The 25,209-nt window shown below is 67.2% G+C and carries 23 protein-coding genes; 20 read left to right on the forward strand and 3 right to left on the reverse strand.

Going from position 1 to position 25,209, the window contains the following annotated elements:
- The first annotated feature begins 26 nt into the window (after positions 1–26).
- The 3 genes from H4P35_RS12160 (at position 27) to H4P35_RS12170 (ending at position 5,130) form a co-directional block, all read left to right on the forward strand.
- Positions 27–1,172: a DNA repair exonuclease gene (locus H4P35_RS12160; RefSeq protein ID WP_226849201.1), complete on the forward strand. Its 1,146-nt coding sequence runs from the start codon at positions 27–29 to the stop codon at positions 1,170–1,172.
- The gene (locus tag H4P35_RS12165) at positions 1,169–3,826 is read left to right on the forward strand and encodes an AAA family ATPase (RefSeq protein ID WP_226849203.1); all 2,658 of its coding nucleotides are present in this window, start codon (positions 1,169–1,171) and stop codon (positions 3,824–3,826) included. The genes H4P35_RS12160 and H4P35_RS12165 overlap by 4 nt, the downstream gene beginning before the upstream one ends.
- 416 nt (positions 3,827–4,242) lie before the next feature.
- A complete protein-coding gene (locus H4P35_RS12170) occupies positions 4,243–5,130 on the forward strand; it encodes a DMT family transporter (RefSeq protein ID WP_226849205.1) in 888 nt (295 codons plus the stop codon).
- Between the two features lie 27 nt (positions 5,131–5,157).
- On the opposite strand, the gene H4P35_RS12175 is transcribed toward H4P35_RS12170, so the two are convergent.
- Positions 5,158–6,126 (reverse strand): FapA family protein, encoded by a 969-nt coding sequence (locus tag H4P35_RS12175; RefSeq protein ID WP_226849207.1) that lies wholly within the window; start codon positions 6,124–6,126, stop codon positions 5,158–5,160.
- Between the two features lie 413 nt (positions 6,127–6,539).
- Positions 6,540–7,526, reverse strand: coding sequence for a tripartite tricarboxylate transporter substrate binding protein (locus H4P35_RS12180; protein ID WP_056317310.1), 987 nt, complete (start codon positions 7,524–7,526; stop codon positions 6,540–6,542).
- A 557-nt stretch (positions 7,527–8,083) separates the two neighbouring features.
- On the opposite strand from H4P35_RS12180, the gene H4P35_RS12185 reads away from it, so the two are divergent.
- From H4P35_RS12185 to H4P35_RS12265, 17 genes are all read left to right on the forward strand, one after another.
- On the forward strand, positions 8,084–10,999 hold the full coding sequence (locus tag H4P35_RS12185) for a monovalent cation/H+ antiporter subunit A (protein ID WP_226849209.1): 2,916 nt from the start codon (positions 8,084–8,086) through the stop codon (positions 10,997–10,999).
- Complete coding sequence (locus H4P35_RS12190) at positions 10,999–11,343, forward strand: Na+/H+ antiporter subunit C (protein ID WP_056317316.1); 345 nt, start codon at positions 10,999–11,001, stop codon at positions 11,341–11,343. The genes H4P35_RS12185 and H4P35_RS12190 overlap by 1 nt, the downstream gene beginning before the upstream one ends.
- Positions 11,340–12,971 carry a monovalent cation/H+ antiporter subunit D gene (locus H4P35_RS12195; protein WP_226849211.1) on the forward strand — a complete coding sequence of 544 codons (1,632 nt, stop codon included), beginning with the start codon at positions 11,340–11,342 and terminating at the stop codon, positions 12,969–12,971. Before H4P35_RS12190 ends, H4P35_RS12195 begins: the two co-directional genes overlap by 4 nt.
- On the forward strand, positions 12,971–13,453 hold the full coding sequence (locus H4P35_RS12200; protein WP_056317320.1) for a Na+/H+ antiporter subunit E: 483 nt from the start codon (positions 12,971–12,973) through the stop codon (positions 13,451–13,453). Before H4P35_RS12195 ends, H4P35_RS12200 begins: the two co-directional genes overlap by 1 nt.
- Positions 13,450–13,731 carry a K+/H+ antiporter subunit F gene (locus tag H4P35_RS12205; RefSeq protein WP_056317324.1) on the forward strand — a complete coding sequence of 94 codons (282 nt, stop codon included), beginning with the start codon at positions 13,450–13,452 and terminating at the stop codon, positions 13,729–13,731. Before H4P35_RS12200 ends, H4P35_RS12205 begins: the two co-directional genes overlap by 4 nt.
- Positions 13,728–14,069 (forward strand): monovalent cation/H(+) antiporter subunit G, encoded by a 342-nt coding sequence (gene mnhG, locus H4P35_RS12210; RefSeq protein ID WP_056317327.1) that lies wholly within the window; start codon positions 13,728–13,730, stop codon positions 14,067–14,069. Before H4P35_RS12205 ends, mnhG begins: the two co-directional genes overlap by 4 nt.
- A gap of 158 nt (positions 14,070–14,227) precedes the next feature.
- Positions 14,228–14,761, forward strand: coding sequence for a hypothetical protein (locus H4P35_RS12215; protein WP_152384333.1), 534 nt, complete (start codon positions 14,228–14,230; stop codon positions 14,759–14,761).
- 91 nt (positions 14,762–14,852) lie between these two features.
- Positions 14,853–15,701 (forward strand): HAD family hydrolase, encoded by an 849-nt coding sequence (locus H4P35_RS12220; protein ID WP_056317330.1) that lies wholly within the window; start codon positions 14,853–14,855, stop codon positions 15,699–15,701.
- A 61-nt stretch (positions 15,702–15,762) separates the two neighbouring features.
- The gene (gene tadA / locus H4P35_RS12225) at positions 15,763–16,212 is read left to right on the forward strand and encodes a tRNA adenosine(34) deaminase TadA (protein WP_062841205.1); all 450 of its coding nucleotides are present in this window, start codon (positions 15,763–15,765) and stop codon (positions 16,210–16,212) included.
- On the forward strand, positions 16,209–17,270 hold the full coding sequence (locus H4P35_RS12230) for an LD-carboxypeptidase (protein ID WP_226849213.1): 1,062 nt from the start codon (positions 16,209–16,211) through the stop codon (positions 17,268–17,270). The genes tadA and H4P35_RS12230 overlap by 4 nt, the downstream gene beginning before the upstream one ends.
- Before the next feature lie 121 nt (positions 17,271–17,391).
- A complete protein-coding gene (locus H4P35_RS12235) occupies positions 17,392–18,996 on the forward strand; it encodes an ABC-F family ATPase (RefSeq protein ID WP_056318719.1) in 1,605 nt (534 codons plus the stop codon).
- Between the two features lie 182 nt (positions 18,997–19,178).
- The gene (locus tag H4P35_RS12240) at positions 19,179–20,405 is read left to right on the forward strand and encodes an MFS transporter (RefSeq protein WP_226849215.1); all 1,227 of its coding nucleotides are present in this window, start codon (positions 19,179–19,181) and stop codon (positions 20,403–20,405) included.
- Positions 20,406–20,510: 105 nt separating this feature from the next.
- On the forward strand, positions 20,511–21,281 hold the full coding sequence (locus tag H4P35_RS12245) for an ABC transporter ATP-binding protein (RefSeq protein WP_062841186.1): 771 nt from the start codon (positions 20,511–20,513) through the stop codon (positions 21,279–21,281).
- Between the two features lie 67 nt (positions 21,282–21,348).
- Positions 21,349–22,347, forward strand: coding sequence for an ABC transporter substrate-binding protein (locus H4P35_RS12250; RefSeq protein WP_056317339.1), 999 nt, complete (start codon positions 21,349–21,351; stop codon positions 22,345–22,347).
- On the forward strand, positions 22,344–23,117 hold the full coding sequence (locus H4P35_RS12255; protein ID WP_056317341.1) for an ABC transporter permease: 774 nt from the start codon (positions 22,344–22,346) through the stop codon (positions 23,115–23,117). Before H4P35_RS12250 ends, H4P35_RS12255 begins: the two co-directional genes overlap by 4 nt.
- A 16-nt stretch (positions 23,118–23,133) precedes the next feature.
- A complete protein-coding gene (locus H4P35_RS12260) occupies positions 23,134–23,964 on the forward strand; it encodes a transporter substrate-binding domain-containing protein (protein ID WP_226849217.1) in 831 nt (276 codons plus the stop codon).
- Positions 23,965–24,045: 81 nt separating this feature from the next.
- Positions 24,046–24,633, forward strand: a complete 588-nt coding sequence (locus H4P35_RS12265) for a YigZ family protein (protein WP_226849218.1) — start codon at positions 24,046–24,048, stop codon at positions 24,631–24,633.
- A 108-nt stretch (positions 24,634–24,741) separates the two neighbouring features.
- Here the strand turns inward: H4P35_RS12265 and H4P35_RS12270 are convergent, their stop codons facing one another.
- Positions 24,742–25,116 carry a co-chaperone YbbN gene (locus H4P35_RS12270; RefSeq protein ID WP_006388150.1) on the reverse strand — a complete coding sequence of 125 codons (375 nt, stop codon included), beginning with the start codon at positions 25,114–25,116 and terminating at the stop codon, positions 24,742–24,744.
- Positions 25,117–25,209: the final 93 nt, after the last annotated feature.

Genomic DNA, 25,209 nt, shown 5'->3' on the forward strand with positions numbered 1-25,209 from the left:
CCGTCGCTTTATGCCAAAATCGCCGCATGACCCATTTCCTGCACACTGCCGACTGGCAGATCGGCCGTCAGTACGGCCAGTTTGAAACCGACGATGCCGCCATGCTGGCCGAGGCCCGCTTCGAGGTCGTGGCCCGCATCGCCACCCTGGCCGCCGAGCGCCGCGTGGACGCCGTGCTGGTCGCCGGAGACGTCTTCGACACCCAAGCGGTGTCGGATCGCACCATCCGCCGGCTTTTTGCCGCCATGTCTGCCTACACCGGGCCCTGGGTCATGATCGCCGGCAACCACGATGCCGCGCTGGCCGACAGCGTCTGGAGCCGCGCCATGCAGCTGGGCTGCATTCCCGCCCACGTGCATGTCCCGCTTGTCACCGGCGTCGTCGATCTGCCGCAAGCCAGCCTCGCCGTGCTTGCGGCCCCGCTCACGCAGCGCCATACCTACGACGACGTCACGCAGGCCTTCGACACGCTGGAAACGCCAGCCGGGCGCATCCGCGTGGGCCTGGCGCACGGCAGCGTTGCCGGCCGCCTGCCCGACACGATCGACGCCACCAATCCCATCGCGCCCGATCGCGCGGACCGCGCCAGTCTGGATTACCTGGCGCTGGGGGATTGGCACGGCTGCCTGTCCATCGACGCCCGCACCTGGTATGCCGGCACGCCCGAACAGGACCGCTTCCGGGGCAACGAGCCCGGCTACGTGCTTGACGTGCAGATCGGCGCGCCGGGCATGGCGCCCGTGGTTGAACGCATCGCCACGGGCCGGTACCGCTGGTCGGCCTGGACCGAGACGCTCAGCCTCTCGTCGGACGCGCAGGCGCTGGCCGAGCGCATGGCAGCGCTGCGCGCCGATGATGTGTTGCGCCTGGATGTGCAGGGCCACGTCAACCTTGAAACCTGGGACGCGCTGCAACAGGCGGTGGGAGAAGCCGCCGCGCAGGTGCGGGCCTTGCTGCCGGATCTGTCGGGCGTGCGGCTCGAACCCGACGAGGCCGACCTGGCGCAATTGCGCGCCAGCGGCTATGTGGGCGAGGTCGCCGCGCAACTGCAGGCGCTGCAGGCAGCCCAGGCAACGAATGCCGAAGAGGACCCGTCCGCCGTGGCCAGCGAGGCCTTGCGCCTGCTGCTGCGCTTCCAGCGTGAAACCGCTGCGCCGGGAGCCGCCAAATGAAGATCTCCCGCATCGCTCTCGAAGAATTCCGCAAGTTCCGTCAGCCGTTGTCGCTGGACAATCTGCAGGACGGCCTGAACCTCTTTGTCGGTCCCAACGAGGCCGGCAAGAGCACGATCGCCGCCGCCATCCGTGCCGCGTTCCTTGAACGCTACAGCACCAGCAAGGTTGCCGACCTGGCGCCGCACGGCGAGTCGGGCGCGCGCCCCAGCGTGGAGCTGGCCTTCACGCACGCGGATCACTCGTATGTCCTGAAAAAACAGTTCCTGTCCAAGGCCCGCTGCGAACTCGTCGTCGACGACGGCGCGCAGCGGCTGGACGGCGAAGAGGCCGAAAACGCGCTGGCGGTCTTGCTGGGCTTTGAACTCCCCGGACGCGGCCAGAGCAAACCCGACCTGGCCGGCGTGCCGGGCCTGCTCTGGATACGCCAGGGCGACGGCCAGAACCTGCACGAAGCGGCGGGCTACGCCGGCTCGCATCTGCGCGATGCCTTGACGCAGCTCTCCGGCGAGCTGGCCTCCAGCGACGGCGATCGCCTGTTCGACCGCGTCTCGGCTGAGCGCGCCGCGTTGCTGGACGCGCGCAACGGCCGGCCCAAGGGCAGCTACAAGGAAGCCGAAGACGCGCTTGCGCGCGCCACGTCCGAGCGCGACGCGTGCGCGCAGGCCATGGCGCAACTGAACGCCGACGTCGACCGCCTGGCCGAGTTGCGGCGGGATCACGAACGCGCGCAGGCCGAGCAGCCCTGGAAGGATTTCGAGACCAAGGCCGTGCAGGCCCGCGCACGGCTGGCCGCGCTGGCCAAGGAACGCGAAGCCTTCGACGGCTTGCAACGCGAGCAGGCGCAGGCAGCGCAGACACTTGCGTTGCTGCAGGATCAGGTCCGGCGCGATCAGCAGGACGACGCCGACTACCAGTCGCTGCTGCGCGATGCGCGCGCCGCGCACGCGCATGTGCAGGCACTGCAGGAGCCGCTCGTGCGCGCCCAGCAGCAGCGGCAATCGCATGCGGCCGCCCTGGAGGCCGCGCGCCGTCGCGTGGCGCAGCTTCAGGCGCAAGCCGACCGCCGGGATCTGGACCGCCAGCTGGCGCAACTCACGCCCGAGATCGAACGCCTGGACACCGCCCTGATCGCGGTCACCCACCTCATCGAACAAGGATCCGCGCTCAAGACCGAGGCCGTGCGCCTGGAGATCTCCGACGCCGAAATCGAAGCCCTGCGCAAGGCCAGCCGCGAACTGGGCAATCTGCAATTGCAGCAACAGGCCGTGGCCACGCGCCTGCGCTACCGGCTCGATGCCGGCGCGCAAGCCTTGCTCGATGGCAAGGCGGTCAGCGGCTCGGGCGAGGTCCTGCTGACGGCCGCGGCCGAACTCGACCTGCCCGGCGTCGGCCGCCTGCAGATCGAACCCGGCGGGCAGGATCTGCCGGCCCTGCAGCGCGACCTGGCGCGCGCGGAGTCGGCATGTGCCGCGTTGCTCAAGCGGGCGGGCGTCGACACCCTGACTGACGCCGAGCAACGCCACGCCCGCTACACCGCGTTGCAGCGCGAGCTGGACGGCATGCGCAAAACCCTGGGCATTCATGCGCCGCGCGGCGTGGATGCGCTGCGCACGCAGCGCGACGAAGCGCTGGCGCGTCTCGCCCAGTTGCAGGAACGGCTGTCCAAACTGCCCCCCGCGCAGGACCTGAACGATGGTGTGCCCGGTGATGTCGCGGACGCAGACGACGACGGTCTGCCGGACGCCCTCCAGGCCCTGCGCGAAGCCGAAGCGGTGGCGGCCCAGGCGGAAAAGGCGGTTGCCGATGCGCAGCGCGCGCTGGACGCCGACACGGCCCGCGCCCAGTTGCTGGAAGGGCAGGCGGCTGCGCGGGGCGCCGAATTGCAGTCCGCTGAACGCGTGGCCCAACGGCAGGCGCGCGCCGGCCGGCTCGCTGAAGTGCGCAGCGCCCACGACCAGCTCGACGCCCGTGTGCGCGAGGCCCGGGCCGCGCTGGCCGAACACCGGCCCGAACTGGCCGAGCAGGACGTGCAGCGGTTCGAGAAATCCGCCGCCATCGAACGCGATGCGCAGCACAAGCGCCACGGCGACATCCTGCAGCTGCAGGGCAAGCTGGATCAGGCCGGGGCGCAGGGGCTGGGCGAACGCCTGTCCGAAATGCAGGCGGCCTGCGAGCGCCTGCAACGGCGCCGCGACGAGTTCGCGCGGCGTGCCGCCGCGCTGGACCTGCTGCAAAAGCTGCTGGCCGACAAACGCGCCGCGGCCACGCAGCGCCTGCAGGCGCCGCTCGCCCGGCGCCTCAACCACTATCTGGCGCTGCTCTTTCCCGACGCCGCGCTGCGACTGGACGATGCGCTGCTGCCCACGGCGCTGCGCCGCGGCGACGGCGAGGATCTGCTGGAGGCGCTCAGCTTTGGCACGCGCGAGCAACTTGGCATCCTGGCGCGCTTTGCCTACGCGGATCTGCTGCGCGAGGCCGGCCGGCCCACGCTGCTGCTGCTGGACGATGCGCTGGTGCACACCGACGACGCGCGTCGCGACTTCATGAAACGGGCGCTCTTTGACGCCGCCACGCGGCACCAGATCCTCATGTTCACCTGCCACGGCGAGGCATGGCGGGACATGGGCGTGGAGCAGCGTCGGATCGGATAGCGCCCACGCCGATGCTTGACGCTTCGGCCCGCGGCCGGTAGGCTGCTCCGATGCCTGATCACACGCCTCTCGCCATGCTTGCCCGCGCCGTCCGCGCCGGTCTTGCCTGCGCGCGCGTGCCGGCTTTCTTCTCTGCCGGTTCTCCGCCGGCAGTCTCTCCTGTCAAGAACGCGGCGCCGCCGCCGCCCGCCTCGCCGCCCAGCGGTGTGGTGTCGGGCGTGTGCCCGCCAGGGTTGGCTTTGCGCCGTCCCGTGTCGGCCGTCGTCGACTGACCTGCCGCTTTCCCTTCTCCCGCCTGACCCCTCGCGCCGCGCCGCAAGCCGCATGACGTCTGCCGTCTGAGCAGCGCGCGCCCGAGAGCGCGCGTCATCGCGCGCCGGGCTGGAGTCTGTTGCCATTCAGACAGGTGATTTCTCATGTCCATCAACCGAAGCGCGTGGACTGCCCGCGAGTCCACCACCTTGTTCGTGCTGCTGTGGAGCGGCGGCGCGATCTTCGCAAAATGGGGGCTGTCGCACGCCTCCGCCTTTGGATTTCTGTTATGCCGCTTCCTGCTTGCGTTGGCGGCGCTGCTCCTGATCTGCGCACCCGGCCGGCGATGGCTGCCCCAGCCCGGCACGCGCATTCAGGTGGCCGCGACGGGCGCGCTGCTGATCGGAAGTTACTCCATCTGCTATCTGCTCGCGCTGGATCATGGCGTGACGCCGGGCGTGCTGGCCACGTTGCTTGGCGCGCAACCCATCCTGACGCTGGCGCTGACCGAGCGCCGCTATGCCCCGGCGCGTCTGGCAGGGCTTTGCCTGGCGCTGGCCGGCCTGGTGCTGGTGGTATATCAAAGCATCGCGCTGACCCGCTTGTCCGTGGCTGGCATCGCCTACGCCTGCGCCGCGCTGGCCAGCATGACGGGCGGCGCCTTGCTGCAAAAGCGCGTCCGGCAGGCGCCAATGGCGGTGATGCCATTGCAGTACGCGGTCAGCCTCGTGCTGTGCCTGCTGTTTGCGCCATTCCAGCCGCTGCATGCCGACTGGAGCGTCGGCTTTATCGTGCCGCTGGTCTGGATGGGCCTTGTGATCTCGGTGGGCGCCACACTGCTTTTTTACCGCATGATCCAGGCGGGCAATCTCGTCAACGTGACCAGCTTGTTCTACCTGGTGCCGGTGGGCACGGCCGCGCTGGATTACGTGATCCTGGGCAATCGCCTGCCGGCGCTCAGCCTGGCGGGCATGGCCGCGATCCTGACGGGGCTGATGCTCGTCCTGCGCCTTCCGGCGTCGGGAAACGATCAGGGGCAGCAGCAGCGATAGCGCCCTCGGCAGACGCTGGCACGGCTTTCAGGCGCGGGGGCCGCCGCCCGGGACCGTGCCGTTTGCCGCGCCGACGTCCATCCAGCCGCTCCACGGCGGTGTGGCGTCCGTCGGGGGCGCGTCAAGCGCGCCGTCCGGCCCCGCCCAATGACCGCTCACGAGCTGAGCAGGCCGCGTCTGCGCCACGACCCGCGCGCACAGGTCCCACGCGTCCAGCCGCACGCTCAGGCCGGCATAGACGCCGTGTCCCGGGCCGGCCGCGATGATGCCCGCCGCGTGCACGCCTTCGCCCGCCCGGATGGCGCCTTCCGCGCGGATGTCCTCGCCGGCGATCATGCCCCACCCGCAGGCTAGATGATCGGCGCACTGGATGGATCCGCCTGCCTGTATTCCGCAGGCGGCATGGATTTCCTGTTCCGCGCGGACGCTGCCGCCCGCCTTGATGCCTTGCCCGCATTTGATGGCGCCTTGCGCGCTGATGTCCTGCCCGGCATGCAGGTGGCCGGTCACGGCCAGATCCTGGCCCGCGCAGATGTCCCACTTGGCGCGCACGTTGCCGGCGCAGTCCAGGCGGGCGGTCGTCTCGATGCCCCAGTCGGCCGCCACGTCGCCGCCTGCCCGCAGGTTGCCGCCGCTGGCGATGTTGCCGCCGGCCGTGATGTTCTCGCCCGCGACGATCGATTCGCCCGCCCGGATGCCGCCGCCCGTGACAATGCTGCGTCCGGCGCGCACCACGGTGTCCACGTTGATGCCCATTCGCACTTCCAGCGTCCCCGCGAACACGATGGCGTTCGCGTCCAGCGTGTCCAGGCGCAGCACGGCGTCGGTCGGGCCGAACTGATCCAGCAGCCAGCAGGCATCGCCGACGCGGCCGTCGGCGACGAGCGCGTCGAGCACGGCCTGGTAATCCCCCTGGCCGTTGTGGTCGCGAAGGAACCATTTGTAGCCGCCCGCGCAGGGGTTCTTGGCTTTGACGAATTTCTTGGTGAGTTGCATGGCGCTGAATCGAAGACGGTGCGTGGCCGCCGCGCCAGCTCTCGTGAAGGCGTGCGCAGGCGAAATGGGGACGGGCGCCCGCCACGCGGCAGTGCGCCCGCCGGCCGGTTTCAGGCTGCGGCGCGCGTGGATGTGCGCAGGCAGCCGGCAACGGGCCGGAGCAAGGAAATCAGAAAGGGGAAGGGCGGGCGATTAGCCGGGCTTGGACCGCGCGTAAGCGGAACGCGCGGCGACCTCCTGCGAACTCAACAGCGTTGAGCGCAGGGCGCAGAGGGCGCAGGTGACGCAGGGAAGGGAGGATATATCGGATTGCACGGGGCAGATGCTACCACCCGGGCAATTGCCGTCAAGCGGCGCAGGAGGCGAAAAAGGGCGCCAACCGGCGTTGGCGCCCTTCATGTCGAACTGGGGTATCAGTTCGTCAGGACGATGTTGCGGTCCTTGGCGATGCGCTGGCGCAGTTCAAGTTCGCGCTTGATCTGCGCGGCGTATTCGGCCGGCGTGTTGCCGTCCACCAGCGAGCCGCCGTCGGCCAGGCGCTGGGCGATCTTCGGATCCTTCAGCGCCTTGACCGCTGCGGCGTGGACGCGGTCGATCACCGCTTGCGGCGTGCCGGCGGGCGCCACCAGGCCGTACCACGCCATGTTGTCCATGTCGGGCAGGCCGCCTTCGGCGAACGTCGGCACGTCGGGCAGGGCGGGCAGGCGCTTGGGCGCCGCCACAGCCAGCGCGCGCAGCTTGCCCGCCTGGATGTGCGGCATCGAGGAGGGCAGGTTGTCGAACTGCACATTGACCTGGCCGGCGATGACGTCGTTCAGCGCCGGGCCCGATCCGCGGTAGGGCACGTGGACCATATCGGTCTTGGTCAGCGACTTGAACAGTTCGCCGTCCAGGTGGCTGATGCCGCCCGCGCCCGACGAGGCATAACTGTACTTGCCGGGGTTGTTCTTGAGCAGGGTGATGAATTCAGCCAGCGTCTTGGCGGGCACGCTGGGGTTGACCGTCATGACGTTGGGCACATTCACCATGTTGGTGATCGGCGCAAAGTCCTTGAGCGGGTTGTACGGGTTCTTGGGATTGGTGGCCGGATTGGTGGCCATGGTGCTCACCGTGGCCACGCCCAGCGTGTAGCCGTCGGGCGCGGCGCGCACCACGGCGTCGGCGCCGATGGAGCCGCCACCGCCGCCCCGGTTTTCAACGACCACGGGCTGGCCGAGCTCACGGCCCAGGCCTTCAGCCACCACGCGGGCCACGATATCGGTGGTGCCGCCCGCTGCGAACGGAACGATCAGCCGGATGGGTTTATTGGGGTAGGGATCGGCGGCCTGAGCGGCGGAGGTCAAGCAGACGCCAGCGATGGCAAGGGCCAGGGCGGCTTTGGCATGTGACAACACGTTCAAGAGTCTTCTCCATATTGTTGTTCCGAGCCGGCCGGCTTCTTGGACCGGCTTCGGTGAAGCGCGCATTGCCGGGGGTGCCGGCAAGCCAACGCCTCGTGGCCGCAATTCCACACAGGTATGTCCCCACGGTCAACTTGGGATTGACCCTGTCATGATGAAAGGCAAAAATTTTCAGACGTTTTCCATTTCCGCGAAGATGGCGGAAGTTACAGGAAAAAGTGTGTCTGACAGCCAGTTGAACGCCTTTCGATACGCTTTCAGTGCGCAAACGCTGCGCAGTCATCATGCTGTCATTAGCTGAGTACTCACATAAATCTCTGCATAACTTACAAGAATCTGATATTTTTCGGATGAGATTCTTGCCCGGTCTTGCAAGAAAGCTATTGCGTTTGTTTCTGTCTGCGCCGTTCAATTGGCGTTGGTTGATGTCCCCACGGGGCAACGTGTAGTGCAGCGACGCACCGGGCCAGGGTTCCGTCCGTTTTTCAATCCCCGGTCTGTTTCGTCTCTCGCTGCCTTGCGCTGGCGGGAGGGGGCCCGGACATTTTCGGAACGCCATGTCGCTGATCCTGATCCTCGCTCTGCCGTTCGCCGGCAGCCTGTGCGCCGCGCTGCTGCCTTCCAACGCCCGCAACGCCGAGGCGTGGCTGGCTGGCCTCATCGCCCTCGTCTGCGTGGTTCTGATCGCGACCCTGTATCCCGACGTCGCCAACGGCGGCGTCATCAGGGCCGACATTCCGTGGGCGCCCGCCCTCGGACTGCAATTCACCCTGCGCATGGACGGCTACGCCTGGCTGTTTGCGCTGATCGTCTCGGGCATGGGCGCGCTGGTGGTGCTGTATGCGCGCTATTACATGTCGCCCGAAGACCCGGTGCCGCGTTTCTTCTCCTTCTTTCAAGCCTTCATGGCCGCCATGCTGGGCGTGGTGCTCTCGGGCAACCTGATCCAGCTTGTGCTGTTCTGGGAAATGACCAGCCTGGCGTCCTTCATGCTGATCGCCTACTGGCACCACCGCCTGGACGCGCGCCGGGGCGCCCGCATGGCGCTGACGGTCACCGGGGCGGGCGGGCTCTGTCTGCTGGCCGGGGTGCTGATCCTGGGCCACATCGTCGGCAGCTACGACATGGACCGCGTCCTGGCGTCGGGCGACCTGGTCCGGGCCGACCCCTGGTATCCGGCCGTGCTGGTGCTGGTTGCGCTGGGCGCGCTGACCAAGAGCGCGCAGTTCCCGTTCCATTTCTGGCTGCCCAACGCCATGGCCGCGCCCACCCCGGTGTCGGCCTACCTGCATTCGGCAACGATGGTGAAGGCGGGGGTCTTCCTGCTGGCGCGCTTCTGGCCCGTGCTGTCGGGCACGGACGAATGGTTCTGGATCATCGGCGGCCTTGGGCTCATCACCCTGGTGCTGGGCGCTTACGCAGCCATTTTCCAGCAGGACATGAAAGGGGTGCTGGCCTATTCCACGATCAGCCACCTGGGCCTCATCACGCTGCTGCTGGGCCTGAACAGCACCCTGGCGCTGGTGGCGGCCATTTTCCACATGATCAACCACGCCACGTTCAAGGCGTCGCTCTTCATGGCGGCAGGCGTGGTCGACCACGAAACCGGCACCCGCGACCTGGGCAGGCTGTCCGGCCTGTACAAGGCGATGCCCATCACCGCCACGCTGGCGATGGTGGCCGCCGCCTCGATGGCGGGCGTGCCGCTGCTGAACGGCTTCCTGTCCAAGGAAATGTTCTTTGCCGAGACCACCTTCGTCAGCGCCGACCGCTACGTGCAGCTTGGCCTGCCGCTCTTGGCCACGATTGCCGGCGCGTTCAGCGTGGCGTACTCGCTGCGCTTCATCCTGCAGGTGTTCTTCGGCCCGCCGGCCACCGACCTGCCGCGCGAACCGCACGAACCGCCGCGCTGGATGCTGCTGCCCAGCGCGCTGCTGGTCCTCATGTGCCTGCTGGTCGGCATCGTCCCCAGCCTGACCGTGGGTCCGTTCCTGGCCACCGCGGCGCAAAGCATCCTGGGCGAGAACATGCCCGACTACAGCCTGGCCGTCTGGCATGGCTTCAATCTGCCGCTCGCCATGAGCCTGGTCGCCACCACGGCGGGCGTGCTGCTGTACCTGGCCCTGCGTGCCCATCAGCGCGCCAATCCGGGCCGCGTGCCGTTCATCTACCGCCTGGACGGCCGCCGCACGTTCGAGGCGCTGCTGGACGGTTCCAGCGTTGCCGCCGCGTGGCTCTTGCGCTGGGTGTCGTCCACGCGCCTGCAGGTGCAGATGGTGCTGATCGTGGTCGGCACGCTGTTCGTTGCGTGGCTGCCGCTGCGCGCGGGCGGCTGGCTGGACGGCGCCGTGCGCCTGACGCCCGTCGACCCGGTGTTCGCATTGCTGTGGGTCGTAGGCGGCACGTGCGCGCTGGCCGCCGCGTTCCAGGCCAAGTACCACCGCCTGGCCTCGCTGGCGCTGGCCGGCGGGGCAGGGCTGATCACTTGCCTGACCTTTGTCTGGTTCTCGGCGCCCGATCTGGCCCTGACCCAGTTGTCCGTCGAAGTCGTGACGCTGGTGCTGCTGCTCCTGGGTCTGCGCTGGCTGCCGCGGCGCATCGTGCAGGACGACGAAGAAAGCCTGAAGGCCACGCTGATGGCGCGCGGGCGCCGCTTGCGCGACCTGCTGCTGGCGGTGGCGGCCGGTACGGGCATGTCGGCGCTGGCCTATTCGGTGCTGGCGCGGCCCCAGACCAATCCCATTTCGTCCTACTTCGTGGACCGGGCGCTGCCCGACGGTGGCGGCACCAATGTGGTCAACGTGATCCTCGTGGACTTCCGCGGTTTCGATACGTTTGGCGAAATCACCGTGTTGGGCATCGTGGCGCTGACCGTCTACGCGCTGCTGCGCCGGTTCCGCCCGGCCGCCGAGAGCGCGGACATTCCGCGCCAGCAGATGGACCAGGACGGCGGCATCCCCGACGCGCCCGACATCAAGTCGGTGGTGCCCGCGGGCTCGATGATGGTGCCGGCCGTGCTGGTGCGCCTGCTGCTGCCGGTTGCCGCGCTGATTTCCGTGTACTTCCTCTTGCGCGGCCACAACCAGCCGGGCGGCGGCTTCGTCGGCGGCCTCATCTTCGCCACCTCCGTCATCCTGCAATACATGGTGGGCGGGGTGTACTGGGTCGAATCCCGCAGCCGCCTGAATCCCCAGAACTGGATCGGCATCGGGCTGCTGTCCGCAGGCATCGCCGCCGTGAGCGCGTGGCTGGCCTACAAGCCGTTCCTCGCCGCGCTGGCCTGGGACGTCGCGCTGCCGTTGATCGGCCATGTCCACGTGTCCAGCGTGCTGCTGTTCGACCTGGGCGTCTACATGCTGGTCGTGGGATCCACCGTGCTGGTGCTGGTGGCGCTTGCTCACCAATCGCTGCGCGCGCAACGCAAGGCCGCCGCCGAACTCCAGGCGGCCGCCGCTCAAACAGGAGAAGCCTGATGGAATTGATATACGCAGCCGCGATCGGCGTGCTGGCGGGCTCGGGCGTGTGGCTGCTGCTGCGGCCCCGGACGTTCCAGTTCATCATGGGCCTGTCGCTGGTCTCCTATGCGGTCAACCTTTTCATCTTCGGCATGGGCCGGCTCACCTCGGGCAAGCCGCCTGTGGTGGATCCCGCCATGGCGCATGATCCTTCCTGGTATGCGGATCCGCTGCCGCAGGCGCTGGTGCTGACCGCCATCGTCATCGGATTTGCCACCACCGCGCTGTTCCTGGTTGTGCTGCTCGCCTCACGGGGCCTTACGGGTACCGACCACGTTGATGGACGGGAGTCCCAATCTTGAGTTTCTGGCTTCAACATCTTCCGGTTCTGCCCATCATCATTCCGCTGGTCGCGGGCGCGGCGATGCTGCTGCTCGCCGACACCAACCGCTATGCGCGCGGCGGCATCGCGCTTCTGTCGACGCTTGCCCAATTGGCGGCCGCGATTTCCCTGTTGTTCGTGGCTGGCGGGGGCGTACCCGGCGTCTGGGAAAACGGGGTAGGGGCCTACCTCGTGGGCGATTGGCCGGCGCCGTTCGGCATCGTGCTGGTGGTCGACCGCCTGGCCGCAGTCATGCTGACGCTGACGGCGGTGCTGGGGCTGGCCACACTGGTCTACGCGCTGGCGCGGTGGGACCGCGCGGGCGTGCATTTCCACTCGCTCTTCCAGTTCCTGCTGATGGGCCTGAATGGCGCCTTCCTGACCGGCGACCTGTTCAACCTGTTCGTGTTCTTCGAGGTGCTGCTGGCCGCGTCGTACGGCTTGCTGCTGCATGGGTCCGGCGTGGCGCGCGTCAGCGCCGGCCTGCAGTACATCGCCGTGAATCTCGTGGCTTCGTTCCTGCTGCTCATCAGCATTGCGCTGATTTACGGCGTGACGGGCACGCTCAACATGGCCGACCTGGCCTTGCGCGCGGGCAATCTGACGGGCGCCGAGCGCATGCTGTTCGAAGCGGGCGCCGCCATCCTGGGCGTGGCGTTCCTCGTGAAGGCGGGGGCCTGGCCGCTCAACTTCTGGCTGGTCAAGGGCTATGGGTCGGCTGGCGCACCCATCGCGGCCATGTTCTCCATCATGACCAAGGTCGGCATCTACGCCTTGCTGCGCATCGGCTCGCTGCTGTTGCCCACGGGCGCGCCCGCCGCCTTCAGCCTGGACTGGATGTTCGCCGCCGGACTGGCCACGCTGCTGTTCGGCGCCCTGGGGCTGTTGGCCACCCAGCAACTGGAAAAAATGGTCGGCTACTGCGTCATCGTGTCGGCCGGCACGCTGCTGACCGCGCTGGGCATGCCGGGCGTCACGCTCACCGGTCCCGCGCTGTTCTACCTGATCAGTTCGGTGCTGACGACGGGCGCGTTTTTCCTCTTGGCCGAGCTGATCGAACGCACCCGCAGCTTCGGCGCGAACGTGCTCGCGGTTACGCTCGACGCCTTCGATCTGGATGATCCGACCTCTGTGAACCGATCGGACGACGTGGTCGGTGTGGCGATCCCCGCCGCGATGGCGTTCCTGGGCTTGGCCTTCATTTCGTGCGCCTTGCTGGTGACCGGCTTGCCGCCGCTGTCCGGCTTTGTCGCGAAGTTCTCGCTGTTGTCGGCGGCCGTCTCGGCGGCCACCGAATCGGCGCCGCCCATGGACGCCTGGATTCTTGTGGCGGCCGTGCTGGTGTCGGGCCTGGCTGGCCTGATCGGCCTGGGCCGCACCGGCATCCGTATTTTCTGGGCCAGCGACGACCGCAGCACGCCGCGCCTTCGCGTGATCGAGGCGGGTCCGGTCGCGGCGCTGGTGTTGCTTTGCGTGGCCCTGGCCGCGGGCGCCGGCCCAGTGTCCGCCTACCTGGACGACGCGGCCCGTTCGCTTGACCGGCCCGCGTCCTACATCGACGCCGTCATGTCCGCGCAGACCGTGCGCGGCGTCAAGGGAGGAAGCTGATGCGCCGTCTTTACTTCCTGATCCTGCCCACGCTGCTGTTTGTCCTCTGGCTGGTGCTCAACGAAAGCCTGTCCGCGGGGCAGATCGCGCTGGGCATCGCGCTGGCGCTGTGGTTCACGTGGGCCGCCTCGCGCCTGCGTCCGCTGCGGGCGCGCCCGCGCCGTCTCTGGAAAGTGATACCGCTTTTCCTGCGCGTGACGCTGGACATCATCAAGTCCAACATCGCGGTGGCGCGGCTGATCCTGAATCCGCGCCGCAACGAATTCTCACCCGGGTTCATCCTGATCCCGCTCACCATGCGCGATCCGCATGGTCTGGCGATGCTGGCCTGCATCGTCACCTATACGCCCGGCACCGTCTGGGTGGACCTGACCGAGGACCACAGCCTGAAACTGCACGTGCTCGACCTGCAGAACGAAGACGAGTGGATCGAGCTGGTGCAGCAGCGCTATGAGCGCCCGTTGATGGAGATGTTCGAATGAATTCCGTACTGTATTGGGCGGCATCCTTTGCCTTGCTCTGCTTTGCGCTGGGCATGGTGTTTGCCACCATCCGCCTGTTGCGCGGCCCCACCGCCCAGGACCGCGTCCTGGCCCTGGACACGCTGTACATCAACGGCATGCTGACGATGCTGGTGTTCGGCATCCGGTCCGGCACGTCCGTGTACTTCGACATTGCGCTGCTGATCGCGCTGTTCGGTTTCGTGGGCTCCACTGCAATGGCGCGCTTTCTCCTGCGCGGCGAGGTCATCGAGCCATGATGGACGTCGATATCCCGCTGTGGGCCGGCATTCCGGCCTGCATCCTGCTGGTGCTGGGGGGGCTGCTGGCGGTGACCGGTTCGGCCGGCCTGCTGCGCTTTCGCACGTTCCAGTCGCGCATCCATGCGCCCACGCTGGGCAACACGATGGGCTGCGCCTGCGTGCTGGCGTCTTCCATTCTCGTCTTCTCGGCGCTGTCGGCGCGGCCCGTGTTTCACGAGGTCATCATCACGTTGCTGTTGATTGTGTCCTCGCCCGTCACGGCCATGCTGCTGATGCGCGCCGCGACCTATCGCAACCGCCTCACCAAGGCCGAAGCGGACAAAGACGCGCGCTGAATTAGGGGGGGCGACCCCGATTGGCGTTGAAACGTAACCTTACGAATTCACGTCGCTGGTTATGTCCCCCATCGCCAGGTCATGGGATAGTGATGTCAGTGGGCGACACGGCGCAAGACCGAGCCGCCCGGGTTCAATCTCTTCTAAAGGAGCTGACCATGACTTCTGTTTCCCTGCCTACGAAGCGCCTCGCCGCCATGCTGTGCACGACCGGTCTGATGCTTGCCGCCGGCGCCGCGCACGCGCAATCCGGCAACGCCGACTCGTCGCAGTCGCGCTACCAGCAAGACGTCGCGGCTTGCAAGAGCGGCACGACCGGCCAACCGCTGGACACCTGCCTGCGTGAAGCCGGCGCGGCGCGCCAGGAGCGTAACCGCCAGAATCTGCGGGACGACAGCCCTGAACAACTTCAGCAGAACATGCTGGCCCGCTGCAGCCGCCTGCCGGAAGCCCAGCGCCAGAGTTGCGTCACCCAGATGACCTCGCCCAGCAATGTGCGCGGTAGCGTCCAAGGCGGCGGCGTGCTGCGCGAAACCGTGATTCAAGTGCCCGCCGGCACCGCACCGGGGATGGCCCCGGCCCCTGGCATGGCACCCGCACCTGGAATGGCTCCCGCTCCGGGCATGGCGCCGGCCCCCGGCATGGCCCCCGCGCCGGGCACGGGAACCATGAGCGCGCCGATCCGCCAGTAAGTCGCCGGCGTCATATCGGGCATGGCGTGAGGGGGCAGCCGCCGCCGCAATCAGGCAAAATGGCGGCTGTCGCCTCTTCTCACGCATATTCATGTCCGACGTCATCGCCCTGATTTTCGACTTCGACGACACGCTGGCTTCGGACAGTACGTCCGGCTTTCTGGACAGCATCGGCGTGGACACGGCCTCGTTCTGGAAGGAAGAGGTCGATCCCTTGCTGTTCCAGCAGGACTGGGATCCCGTCCCCGCCTATCTCTACAAGATGATCGAACTGTCCCGCCAGGGACGGCACGGGCTCATCACGCAGCAGCGCCTGAAGGACTGGGGCGCGCGCCTCGATCTGCACGACGGCGTATCGACGCTGTTCCAGCGGCTGCGCGCGGCGGTGCGCGCCGAGCATCCGCAGGTGCAGCTTGAGTTCTACCTGATTTCCAGCGGCATCGGCGACGTGGTGCGCGCCACGCCCATTGCGCATGAATTCACCGAGATCTGGGCCTCGGAATTCGTCTATGGCGACGATGGCGGCATCGCGTTCCCGCGGCGCGTCGTCAGCTTCACCGACAAGACCCGCTACCTTTTCCACATTCAGAAGGGCATCATCGGCCGCGATTTCCGCAACAAGCCGTTCGAGGTCAACCGCAAGATTCCCGAGGACCGGCTGCGCATCCCGTTCGACCAGATGGTCTTCGTGGGCGATGGCTACACGGACATCCCGTGCTTTTCGCTGATCCGCCGCGCGGGCGGCTTCGCTTTCGGGGTCTGGGACCCCAAGCACCGCGACAAGCGCAGCCGCGCCTGGGGCTTCATCGAGGAAGGGCGCGTGTCCAACTTGAATCAGGCCCGCTACGACGAGCAGGCCGAGCTCTATCAGTGGCTCGAAGAGGCCGTCACCAGCCTGGCCGGCCGCATTGCGCTGAAGTCGCGGGTGTACCGTGGCTGACCCGGCCGTGCTGGCCGCGCCCGCGGTGGTCCCGCCCTGGACCGAGCAAGACGCCCGATTCATGACCCTGGCGCTGGAACAGGCCCAGGCGGCCTACGACATCGGCGAGGTGCCGGTGGGCGCGCTGGTCGTCTCCGCCCAGGGCGACATCCTGGGGCGCGGCTACAACCGCACCATCATCGACCACGACCCGACCGCGCACGCCGAGATCGTCGCCTTGCGCGGCGCCGCGCGTCAGCTTGAAAACTACCGGCTGCCCGGCATCACCGTCTACGTCACGCTCGAGCCCTGCGTCATGTGCATCGGCGCCATGCTGCACGCGCGCCTGGCCCGTGTCGTGTTCGGCGCCTACGATCCCAAGACCGGCGCCTGCGGCAGCGTGCTGGACGTCGGGTCCGTGCCCAAGCTCAATCATCACACTTCAGTCACCGGCGGCGTGCTGGCCGAACCCTGCGGCGATCTGCTGCGCCGGTTCTTCCGCGAACGCCGCGCCAAGGAATCCATCGCATGAGTACCCCCAAAGCCGCCAAGCCTGCCGCCAAGCCCGCCACCAAGGCGCGCCGCGCAAAGGCCGATGTCCCCGCGGCCCACGATCATCCGCACGATCACGGCCCGGACTGCGGCGACGCATGCGGCCACGATCACGACCACGGCCACCATCACGGCCCGCAGCCGGACGCCCGCGGCATCTACCTGATTTCCCCGTCGTCCGCCGTGCGCGATCCCGCCACCGTGACGCTGGCGCGCGAAAGGCTGGCGCAGCAGGGCTTCAAGACGGCGCTGGACCGCACGGCGCTGGCCGAACACCAGCGGTTCGCGGGCACGGATGCGCAGCGTCTGGCCAGCCTGACCCGCGCGGCCAAGCAGAAGCTGCCGATCGTCATGGTGACCCGCGGCGGTTACGGCCTGGGCCGGCTGCTGCATGCCATCGACTGGAAGGCAATGGCCGACAGCGGCAAGCGTTTCGTCGGCATGAGCGATTTCACCGCCTTCAACCTGGGCCTTCTGGCGCAGACCGGCGCCGTCAGCTATACCGGCGCCACCGCGGTTCGGGACTTTGGCGGCAAGAAGGTTGACGACCTGACCGAGGCGCTGTTCGGCGAGGTGATGCGCGGCGAACTTGAGATCCTCAGCTTCGAAACACAGGACGCCGACCCGGTGGACGCGCGCGGCATCCTGTGGGGCGGCAACCTGGCCATGCTGACATCGCTGCTGGGCACGCCCTACATGCCGAAGATCCGCGGCGGCATCCTGTTCCTTGAAGACGTGGCCGAGCATCCGTACCGGGTCGAGCGCATGCTGATCCAGCTGTGGCAGGCCGGCATCCTGGCGCGCCAGAAGGCGATCGTGCTGGGACGTTTTACGGATTACAAGCTGGCCCCGCACGACAACGGGTACGATCTGCACGAGGTCGTGGCCTGGCTGCGCAGGACGGTCAAGGTGCCGGTGATTACCGGCCTGCCGTACGGCCATGTCGATACCAAAGCCACCCTGCCGATCGGCCAGAAGGTCGGGATCGCCACCGAGAAGGGCCTGGCGCACCTGGTGCTGGACGAACACCATCACTAAAGCGCGATCCGGCGGCCGGCGTCGGTTGCGATCGAAGTCCCAAATAGGGGCCGCATCGAGTTTGCTACACTAGCAGGTTTTCCCGCATGCGCCTTCGGGCGCCTTCAAACGTACATACACCGTGATATCCACCGCCAATCTCACCATCCAGTTCGGTCCCAAGCCCCTTTTCGAGAACGTCAGCGTCAAGTTCGGGGAAGGCAACCGGTACGGGCTGATCGGGGCCAATGGGTCCGGCAAGTCTACGTTCATGAAGATCATCGGCGGCGATCTCGAACCCTCCGGCGGCAACGTCGCGCTTGAGCCGGGCGTGCGCCTGGGCAAGCTGCGCCAGGACCAGTTCGCCTTCGAAGACGTGCGCGTGCTTGATGTGGTGATGATGGGCCACACCGAAATGTGGCAGGCCATGTCCGAGCGCGACGCGATCTACGCGAATCCGGAGGCGACCGAAGACGACTACATGCGCGCCGCCGACCTGGAAGCCAAGTTCGCCGAGTACGACGGCTACACCGCCGAAGCCCGCGCAGGCGAACTGCTGCTGGGCCTGGAAATCGCCGTCGACCAGCACAACCTGCCGATGCGCGAAGTGGCGCCGGGCTGGAAGCTGCGCGTGCTGCTGGCGCAGGCGCTGTTCTCGAACCCCGACGTCCTGCTGCTGGACGAACCCACCAACAACCTGGACATCAACACGATCCGCTGGCTGGAAAACGTGCTCAACGGCTACCAGAGCACGATGATCATCATCAGCCACGATCGTCACTTCCTGAACCAGGTGTGCACGCACATGGCCGACGTGGACTACGGTGAAATCCGCATCTACGCCGGCAACTACGACGACTACATGCTGGCTTCCACCCAGGCCCGCGAGCGCCTGGTCGCCAACAACGCCAAGGCCAAGGAACGCGTCGCTGAATTGCAGGACTTCGTGCGCCGCTTTGCCGCCAACAAGTCCAAGTCGCGCCAGGCTACGTCCCGCCTGAAGCAGATCGACCGCATCAAGGCCGACCAGGTCGTGGTCAAGCCCTCGTCGCGCCAGAATCCGTACATCCGCTTCGAGCAGAACAAGGTCATGCACCGCCTGGCCGTCACCGTCGAAAACCTGACCAAGGCCTACGACGCGCCGGTCATCACCAAGTTCTCGGCCATGGTCGACGCCGGCGAGAAGATCGCGATCATCGGCGCCAACGGCGTGGGCAAGACCACGCTGCTGCGCCTGCTGGCGCAGGACCTGCAGCCCGATTCGGGCACGGTCAAATGGTCGGACAATGCCGACCTCGGCTACATGGCCCAGGACGTTTCCGACCAGTTCCTGCAGACCGACATCAACCTGCTGGACTGGATGGGCGACCACCGCCAGCCGGGCGACGACGATCAGTCGATCCGTTCGGTGCTGGGCCGCCTGCTGTTCTCGGCGGACGACCTGCCCAAGGCGCCCAAGGTGCTGTCCGGCGGCGAAAAGAACCGCATGACCTTCGGACGCCTGATGCTTGGCCGGCACAACGTCATGCTGCTCGACGAGCCGACCAACCACCTGGACATGGAATCGATCGAATCGCTGCAGTTCGCGCTGGAAAAGTACGAAGGCACGCTGGTGTTCGTGTCGCATGACCGCGAATTCGTGTCGGGCCTGGCCACGCGCGTGATCGAGATCCTGCCTTCGGGCGAGATCGTCGACTACCGCGGCGGCTACGAAGACTACCTGTCCTCGCGCGGCATCGAGGCCTGATTCCCGGACGGTTCGCCTGAAGCGGCGCACGGACTCGTGCGCCGCTTCTGCATTTGAGCCCGCGTGCCTTCTGGCCTGCGGCCCAGCGCGCGGTGCGCGCATTCAGCCGGCCGCAAACCGCGCTGCGCTATCATCCGCCCCGATCCTGGCGCCTGTCCGGCCAGGCCTGCCTTCGTCCCCAAATGTCTCCCTCTCAGCATGCCGCGCCCGATGGCGCGCAGATCGGCACGTTCACCCTGACGGCCCGCATCGTAGCCATCGCCTTCTTCACCTTCATCTGCTATCTGGCCATCGGCCTGCCGCTGGCCGTGCTGCCGGGGTACGTGCACGGCAACCTGGGCTATGGCTCCGTGCTGGCGGGCCTGGCGATCAGCGTGCAGTACGTGGCGACCTTGCTCAGCCGCTCGCACGCCGGCCGGATGGCCGACATGGTCGGCCCCAAGCAGACCGTCGTCATCGGCATGGCCGCCTGCGCGATCAGTGGCGTCTTCCTGCTGCTGGCTTATGCCTTCGAGCGCACCGCCTGGCTGAGTCTGGCGGCCATCATCCTGAGCCGTCTGGCGCTGGGCTTCGGCGAGAGCTGGGTGGGCACCGGTTCGGCCACCTGGGCCATTGCGCGGGTAGGGCCGCTGCACACGGCACGCGTCATTTCGTGGAATGGCATCGCCACCTATGGCGCGCTGGCGCTCGGCGCGCCGCTCGGCGTGCAGCTTGAAAAGTACTGGAGCATGGGCGCGCTGGGCGGTGCAGTGCTGCTGCTGGGGCTGGCGGGTCTGGGTCTGGCCATGGTGCGTCCTGCCGTGGCCATCGTGGGCGGCCACCGGATGGCCTTCAAGAGCGTGGTGCTGCGGGTGTTTCCGCACGGCATGGCGCTGGGCCTGGGGTCGGTGGGTTTTGGCACGTTGGCGGCATTCGTTGCGCTGTATTACGCCAGCGCCTCCTGGGAGGGCGCCGCGAATGCGCTCAGCGCGTTCGGCGGCGCATTCATCGGCGTCCGGCTGCTGTTTGCCGGCACGATCACCCGTTTTGGCGGCTTCCGGGTCGCGCAGGTGTCATTCGTGGTGGAGGCCGCCGGACTGTTGCTGCTGTGGCTGGCGCCCAACCCAGGCATGGCGCTGCTGGGCGCCGCGCTTACCGGCAGCGGCTTTGCGCTGGTGTTTCCGGCCATCGGCGTCGAAGCCGTGGCGCGCGTGCCGGCCGGCAGCCGCGGCGCCGCGCTGGGCGCCTATTCGGCCTTCCTGGATCTCGCCTTGGGCGTGACCGGTCCCATCGCCGGCTACATCTCCAGCGGATTCGGCTATCCGGCGATCTTCCTGGCGGCCTCCCTGTCGGTCACGATGGGCTTGCTGATTGCGTTCGGATTGCAGCGGGCCGCCACCCGTGGACAGGCGACGGCCTCGTCAGCGTGATCCTTATTACTGGAAGAAGTTAAGACATTCGATATTGATCGTTTGGATTCATATAACGAATTGTTAGATTTGAGGCTCGTTTTCTCGCGCCCTGACGATTCGTCCATGAACCTTATTTTCGACAACGTCCACAAGCAGTTCGGCGACTTGCCTGTCGTCGACGGCTTTACCAGTGAATTCAAGACCGGCGAGCTGGTCGCGCTGGTCGGTCCGTCCGGCTGCGGCAAGTCCACCTTGCTGCATCTGGCGGCAGGGCTTGAAATGCCCACGCAGGGCAGCGTGCTGGCCGACGGCACTAAGGTCGCCGGTCCCCATCCCAGCCGCACGCTGGTGTTCCAGGAACACGCCCTGTATCCCTGGCTGACCCTGGAAGACAACGTGGCGCTGGCGCTGGAATTCCAGAACACGCCCAAGAAGCGCGCCCGCGAGGCGGCGCGCGAATGGCTGGCGCGCGTCAGCCTGGCGGGCTTCGAACACTACTATCCCCATCAGGTATCCGGCGGCATGCGCCAGCGCGCCGCGCTGGCCCGCGCGTTCATCGCGCAGCCGCAGACCATGCTGATGGACGAACCCTTCGGCGCGCTGGACGCGCTGACCCGCCTGGCCCTGCAGGACGTGCTGCGCCAGCTCATCGCGCAGGAAAAGCCCACCGTGCTGCTGGTGACCCACGATGTCGACGAGGCCTTGTTCCTGGCCGACCGCATCGTCGTCTTCAGCCCGCGCCCGGCGCGGGTGCTGCGCGAATTCAACCTGGCACATCGCGCCAAGACGCACGACCTGTCCGACCTGGCCGCTGAAAAGCGCGAGATCCTGCGCCTCTTGGGCATCGGGGTCGGTGGCGCGGACGCGCACTCGGACATCGCGCTGGCGGCTTGATCCTTCATACCAATACCCTGCGGCCACGCCCGGGCGCGGCCGCTTCCTGAATTTCCTGGAGCTCCTGATGAAACTGAAGCAATGGTTGTCCCTGCCGCTGGCCGCGGCGCTGCTGGCGGCTGCCCCCGCGATGGCCGCCGAGAAGTTCCGCGTGGGTTACCTGCGCGTGATGGATGACGCGCAGGCCATCGTCGCGCAAGAGGGCGGCTATTACAAAAAGGCCGGCCTGGATTCCGAACTCATCGAATTCAAATCGGGCACCGACCTCATCAAGGCCATCGTCGGCGGCCAGCTCGACATCGGCGTGCTGGGCTTTACCAACGCGGTCGCCTGGGCCTCCAAGGGCGCGGACCTGAAGGTGGTGGGCGGCGCGCAGCAGGGCTATCACTCGCTCATCGTGCGCGACGATTCGGGCATCAAGGACATCGCCGGCCTGAAGGGCAAGACGTTGGCCTCGCAGGCCGAAGGCAGCACCGCTGACGTGGTGCTCAAGGGCGTCGTACTCAAGTCGGGCAACCTGACGGCCGACGACGTCAACGTCATGGGCGTGAGCCCGGCCGTGGCTGTGCAGTCGCTGGTGGGCAAGCGCGTGGACGCCGCCTTCCTGTTCGAACCCTACGACCGCATTGCGCAGCTGATCGCGCCGGTCAAGCAGATCTATGAAGTGGGCGAGGCGTGGCCGTTCCCGTGCATGGTCGTGATCACGTCGGGCGAAACGCTGGCCAAGCGCAAGGACGACGTCTGGAAGGCGCTGGACGCGCAAAATCAGGCCATTACGCTGCTGCAGAAGGAACCCGCGCAGGCGTCCAAGCTGATCGCGTCCTACTTCATTGCCGAGCCCACGCTCAAGACGCTGAACCGTGGCGAGCTGCCGCGCGAAACGGTCATTTCCGAAGCCATCAGCACGCAGGTGTTCACGCCCAAGCTGACCGAGAAAGACACGGCGCGCATGCAGGAAATCGCTGACATCCTGCAAGCCCAGGGATCGCTCAAGACGCGCGACGGCAAGCCGTACGACGTCTCCAGCATCGTCGACCTGTCCTGGCAAGAGGCTCGCAAGCTTTGAGCGCGTCTACCCGAGTGACCGGCGCCCGCAAGCATCTTGCGGGCGTTTTGGGCGTCCTGTTCATTCTGGCCATCTGGCAATTGGCGGCCTTCGCGCTGCCCGACTTCCTGATGCCCGGCGTGCCCGCCGTGGTCGAACGTCTGTTCGAAGACCTGGGCAAGCAGTCGTTCCACCAAAGCCTCCTGGGCACGCTGGGACGCCTGGGCGCGGGTTACGGGCTGGCCCTGGCCGCTGGTGTCGGCTTCGGCCTCGTGGCAGCCGTGCTGTTCTTCTTTCGCGAAGTGCTGCGCAGCGCCATCGTCATCCTGCAGTCGATTCCGTCCATCGCGTGGGTGCCGCTGTTTCTCATCGTGATGGGCTTTGGCAATACGCCCATCATCGTGGTCGTGGCGCTGGCGGCGTTTTTCCCGGCCGCGCTCAGCGTGATGAACGCGACCGAATCCGTGCAGCGCGTGCACGTGTCGGCAGCGCGCGTCATGGGCGCGACCCGCTGGGGGCTGATCAAGCGGGTGTATCTGCCCGCGGTCATGCCCGAACTCATCACCGGCGCGCAACTGGCCTTCGGCAATGCCTGGCGGGCGCTGATCTCAGCTGAAATGCTGATCGGCTTCGGCAAGGGGCTGGGCCGGTCGCTGGCGTATTCGGGCGAAATCGCCGACATGACGGGGGTCATGACCAACATCCTCGTCATCGCCGTGCTGGCCGCCCTGATCGACCAGTTCGTGCTTGAAAACCTCAAGCATCGTCTGCTGCGTTACCAGTACGTGTAAGGTCGCAAAGCCCGTCATGTTGTCCTGCATCCGCCCATTCGTCCTTGCCGCCGGCCTGCTGGCCGCGGGCTTGGCGCAAGCTCAGTCCGACGCTCAGCCCGCGGTGCAGTCCAAGGTCTTCGCGGCGGCCAGCACGCGCGGAGAACTGGTCGTGGGCGTGCCGTACCTGGCTCCGCCGCCCGTCGCGGGCGCCAAGATCCGCACGCCGGAAGGGCTGGATACGGCCATCACCGAAAGGCTGGGCGCAAGCCTGAAACTGCCCGTGCGTCTGGTGCAGGTGCCGGCGCGCGACGCCGCCCGCGCGCTCGCCGCCGGCGACGTGGATCTGGTGCTGGCCGACAATGCCGACGGACAGCCGCAGACCGTTGCGGTGCAAGCCACCGGCTATGCCGCTCGGCCCAAGGCGGTGATCCGCAGCGACACGCGGCTGCGCAAGCCCGCCGACGTGCAGGGCCGCAGCGTGTGCATGGCCGAGGCGGCCACCCAGGCCCAAGCCCTGGCGCAAAGCTGGGGCGCGACGGTCAAGACCTATCGCGTGCCGTCGGACGCGCTGGTTGCCGTGCGCGAAGGCGAGTGCGACATCGGCCTGGTCGACGACGCCGTGTGGGAGCCCCTCATGCGCTTTCCGGAATGGAAGAAATTCTCCTCGACGCTTGCCGCGGATGGCGCCCGCCACGAGCGGGTGTGGCTTGTGCCTGCGCGGGACGAAGCCTCGCGCGCCTGGCTTGGCCAGGAGATGCGCGCCTGGGACCGCGCCGGCGCGTGGAAGGCCATGACCACGAAATGGGCGCGCGACGTCGCCTTCGACGTCTATCTGGATCAGGAAGTCCCCGACTGCCACGGCTGATGCGGCCTCATGGCCACTGCGCGCGGCCACCCCCGCCCCGGGGCATGCAGCCGCGCGATCCGCGCACTTACAATGCCGGGCATGACGCACACGTTGACCGCTCCCTGCACCTACCAGGAAGACATCAAGAAAAGCCGCTTTGCCGCGTATGCCGCGCCGGTCGCCACGATCGACGACGCCATGCGCTTCTTTGCCGAGCATAGCGATCCCGAGGCCACGCACAACTGCTGGGCGTACCGCATCGGACAGGAATACCGCTTCAATGACGATGGCGAGCCCGGCGGCACGGCCGGCCGGCCGATCCTGCAAGCCATCGAAGGGCAGGACATGGACCGCGTCGCGGTGTTGGTGGTCCGCTGGTATGGCGGAATCAAGCTCGGTGCGGGCGGACTGGTGCGGGCTTACGGCGGATGCGCGGCCAATTGCCTGCGGTTGGGAGAGCGCACCGAAATCGTCGACCTTGCGACCGTGCGCTGCGCCTGCGGCTTTGCGGACATGGCGCTGCTGAAATCGCGGCTGGCGCAGGCAGGCGCCGCCATCGGGCAGGAAGACTACAACGCCGACGGCGTCGTGCTCACGTTCACGGTGCCGCGCGCGGCCGTGCCGGACCTGGAAGTCACCGCCGCAAACATCACGCGCGGCCGGTCCGGATGGGAAGTGGTGTCCTAGCGCAGCCGCGCGCGAGGGCGCAGGCCGGGATGCGCCACGGCTTGCGCAACGTTGGGGCTGCACTGACCTAGTGCAAAAGGAAGGGGCCCGATGAGGGCCCCTTGGTGTTTACGCGTCCTGGCTGTCTTGCGCCGCGGCGATTTCTTGATGGACCTTTTCCATGTCCACTTCCTTGATCTTGGCGAGCAGCTCATTGAGCTGACCGCCCGACAAGGCGCCCGGTTGCGAGAACAGCAGGACCTTTTCGCGGAAGACCATCAGCGTGGGAATCGAGCGGATGCCCAGCGCGCCGGCCAGTTCCTGCTCCACATCGGTGTTCACCTTGGCGAACGTGACGTCCGGATGCTCGGTGGCCGCCTGCTCGAAGACCGGGGCAAAGCCGCGGCACGGGCCGCACCAGGGCGCCCAGAAATCGACGATCAGGGTGCCGTCGGGCGTGATGGCTTCCTGGAAGCTGTCTTTGGTGAGTTCAACAATACTCATGTGGAATCCTTGCCGCGGGGCGGCGAAAAGCAGTGGCTGAAAACGCCGGGTTTCCGTCCCGGCGTATTGCGGCGACGCGTAGTTGCCAGGTGC

This window comes from Achromobacter sp. 77, from assembly GCF_020541125.1.
Taxonomy (GTDB): domain Bacteria; phylum Pseudomonadota; class Gammaproteobacteria; order Burkholderiales; family Burkholderiaceae_B; genus Achromobacter; species Achromobacter mucicolens.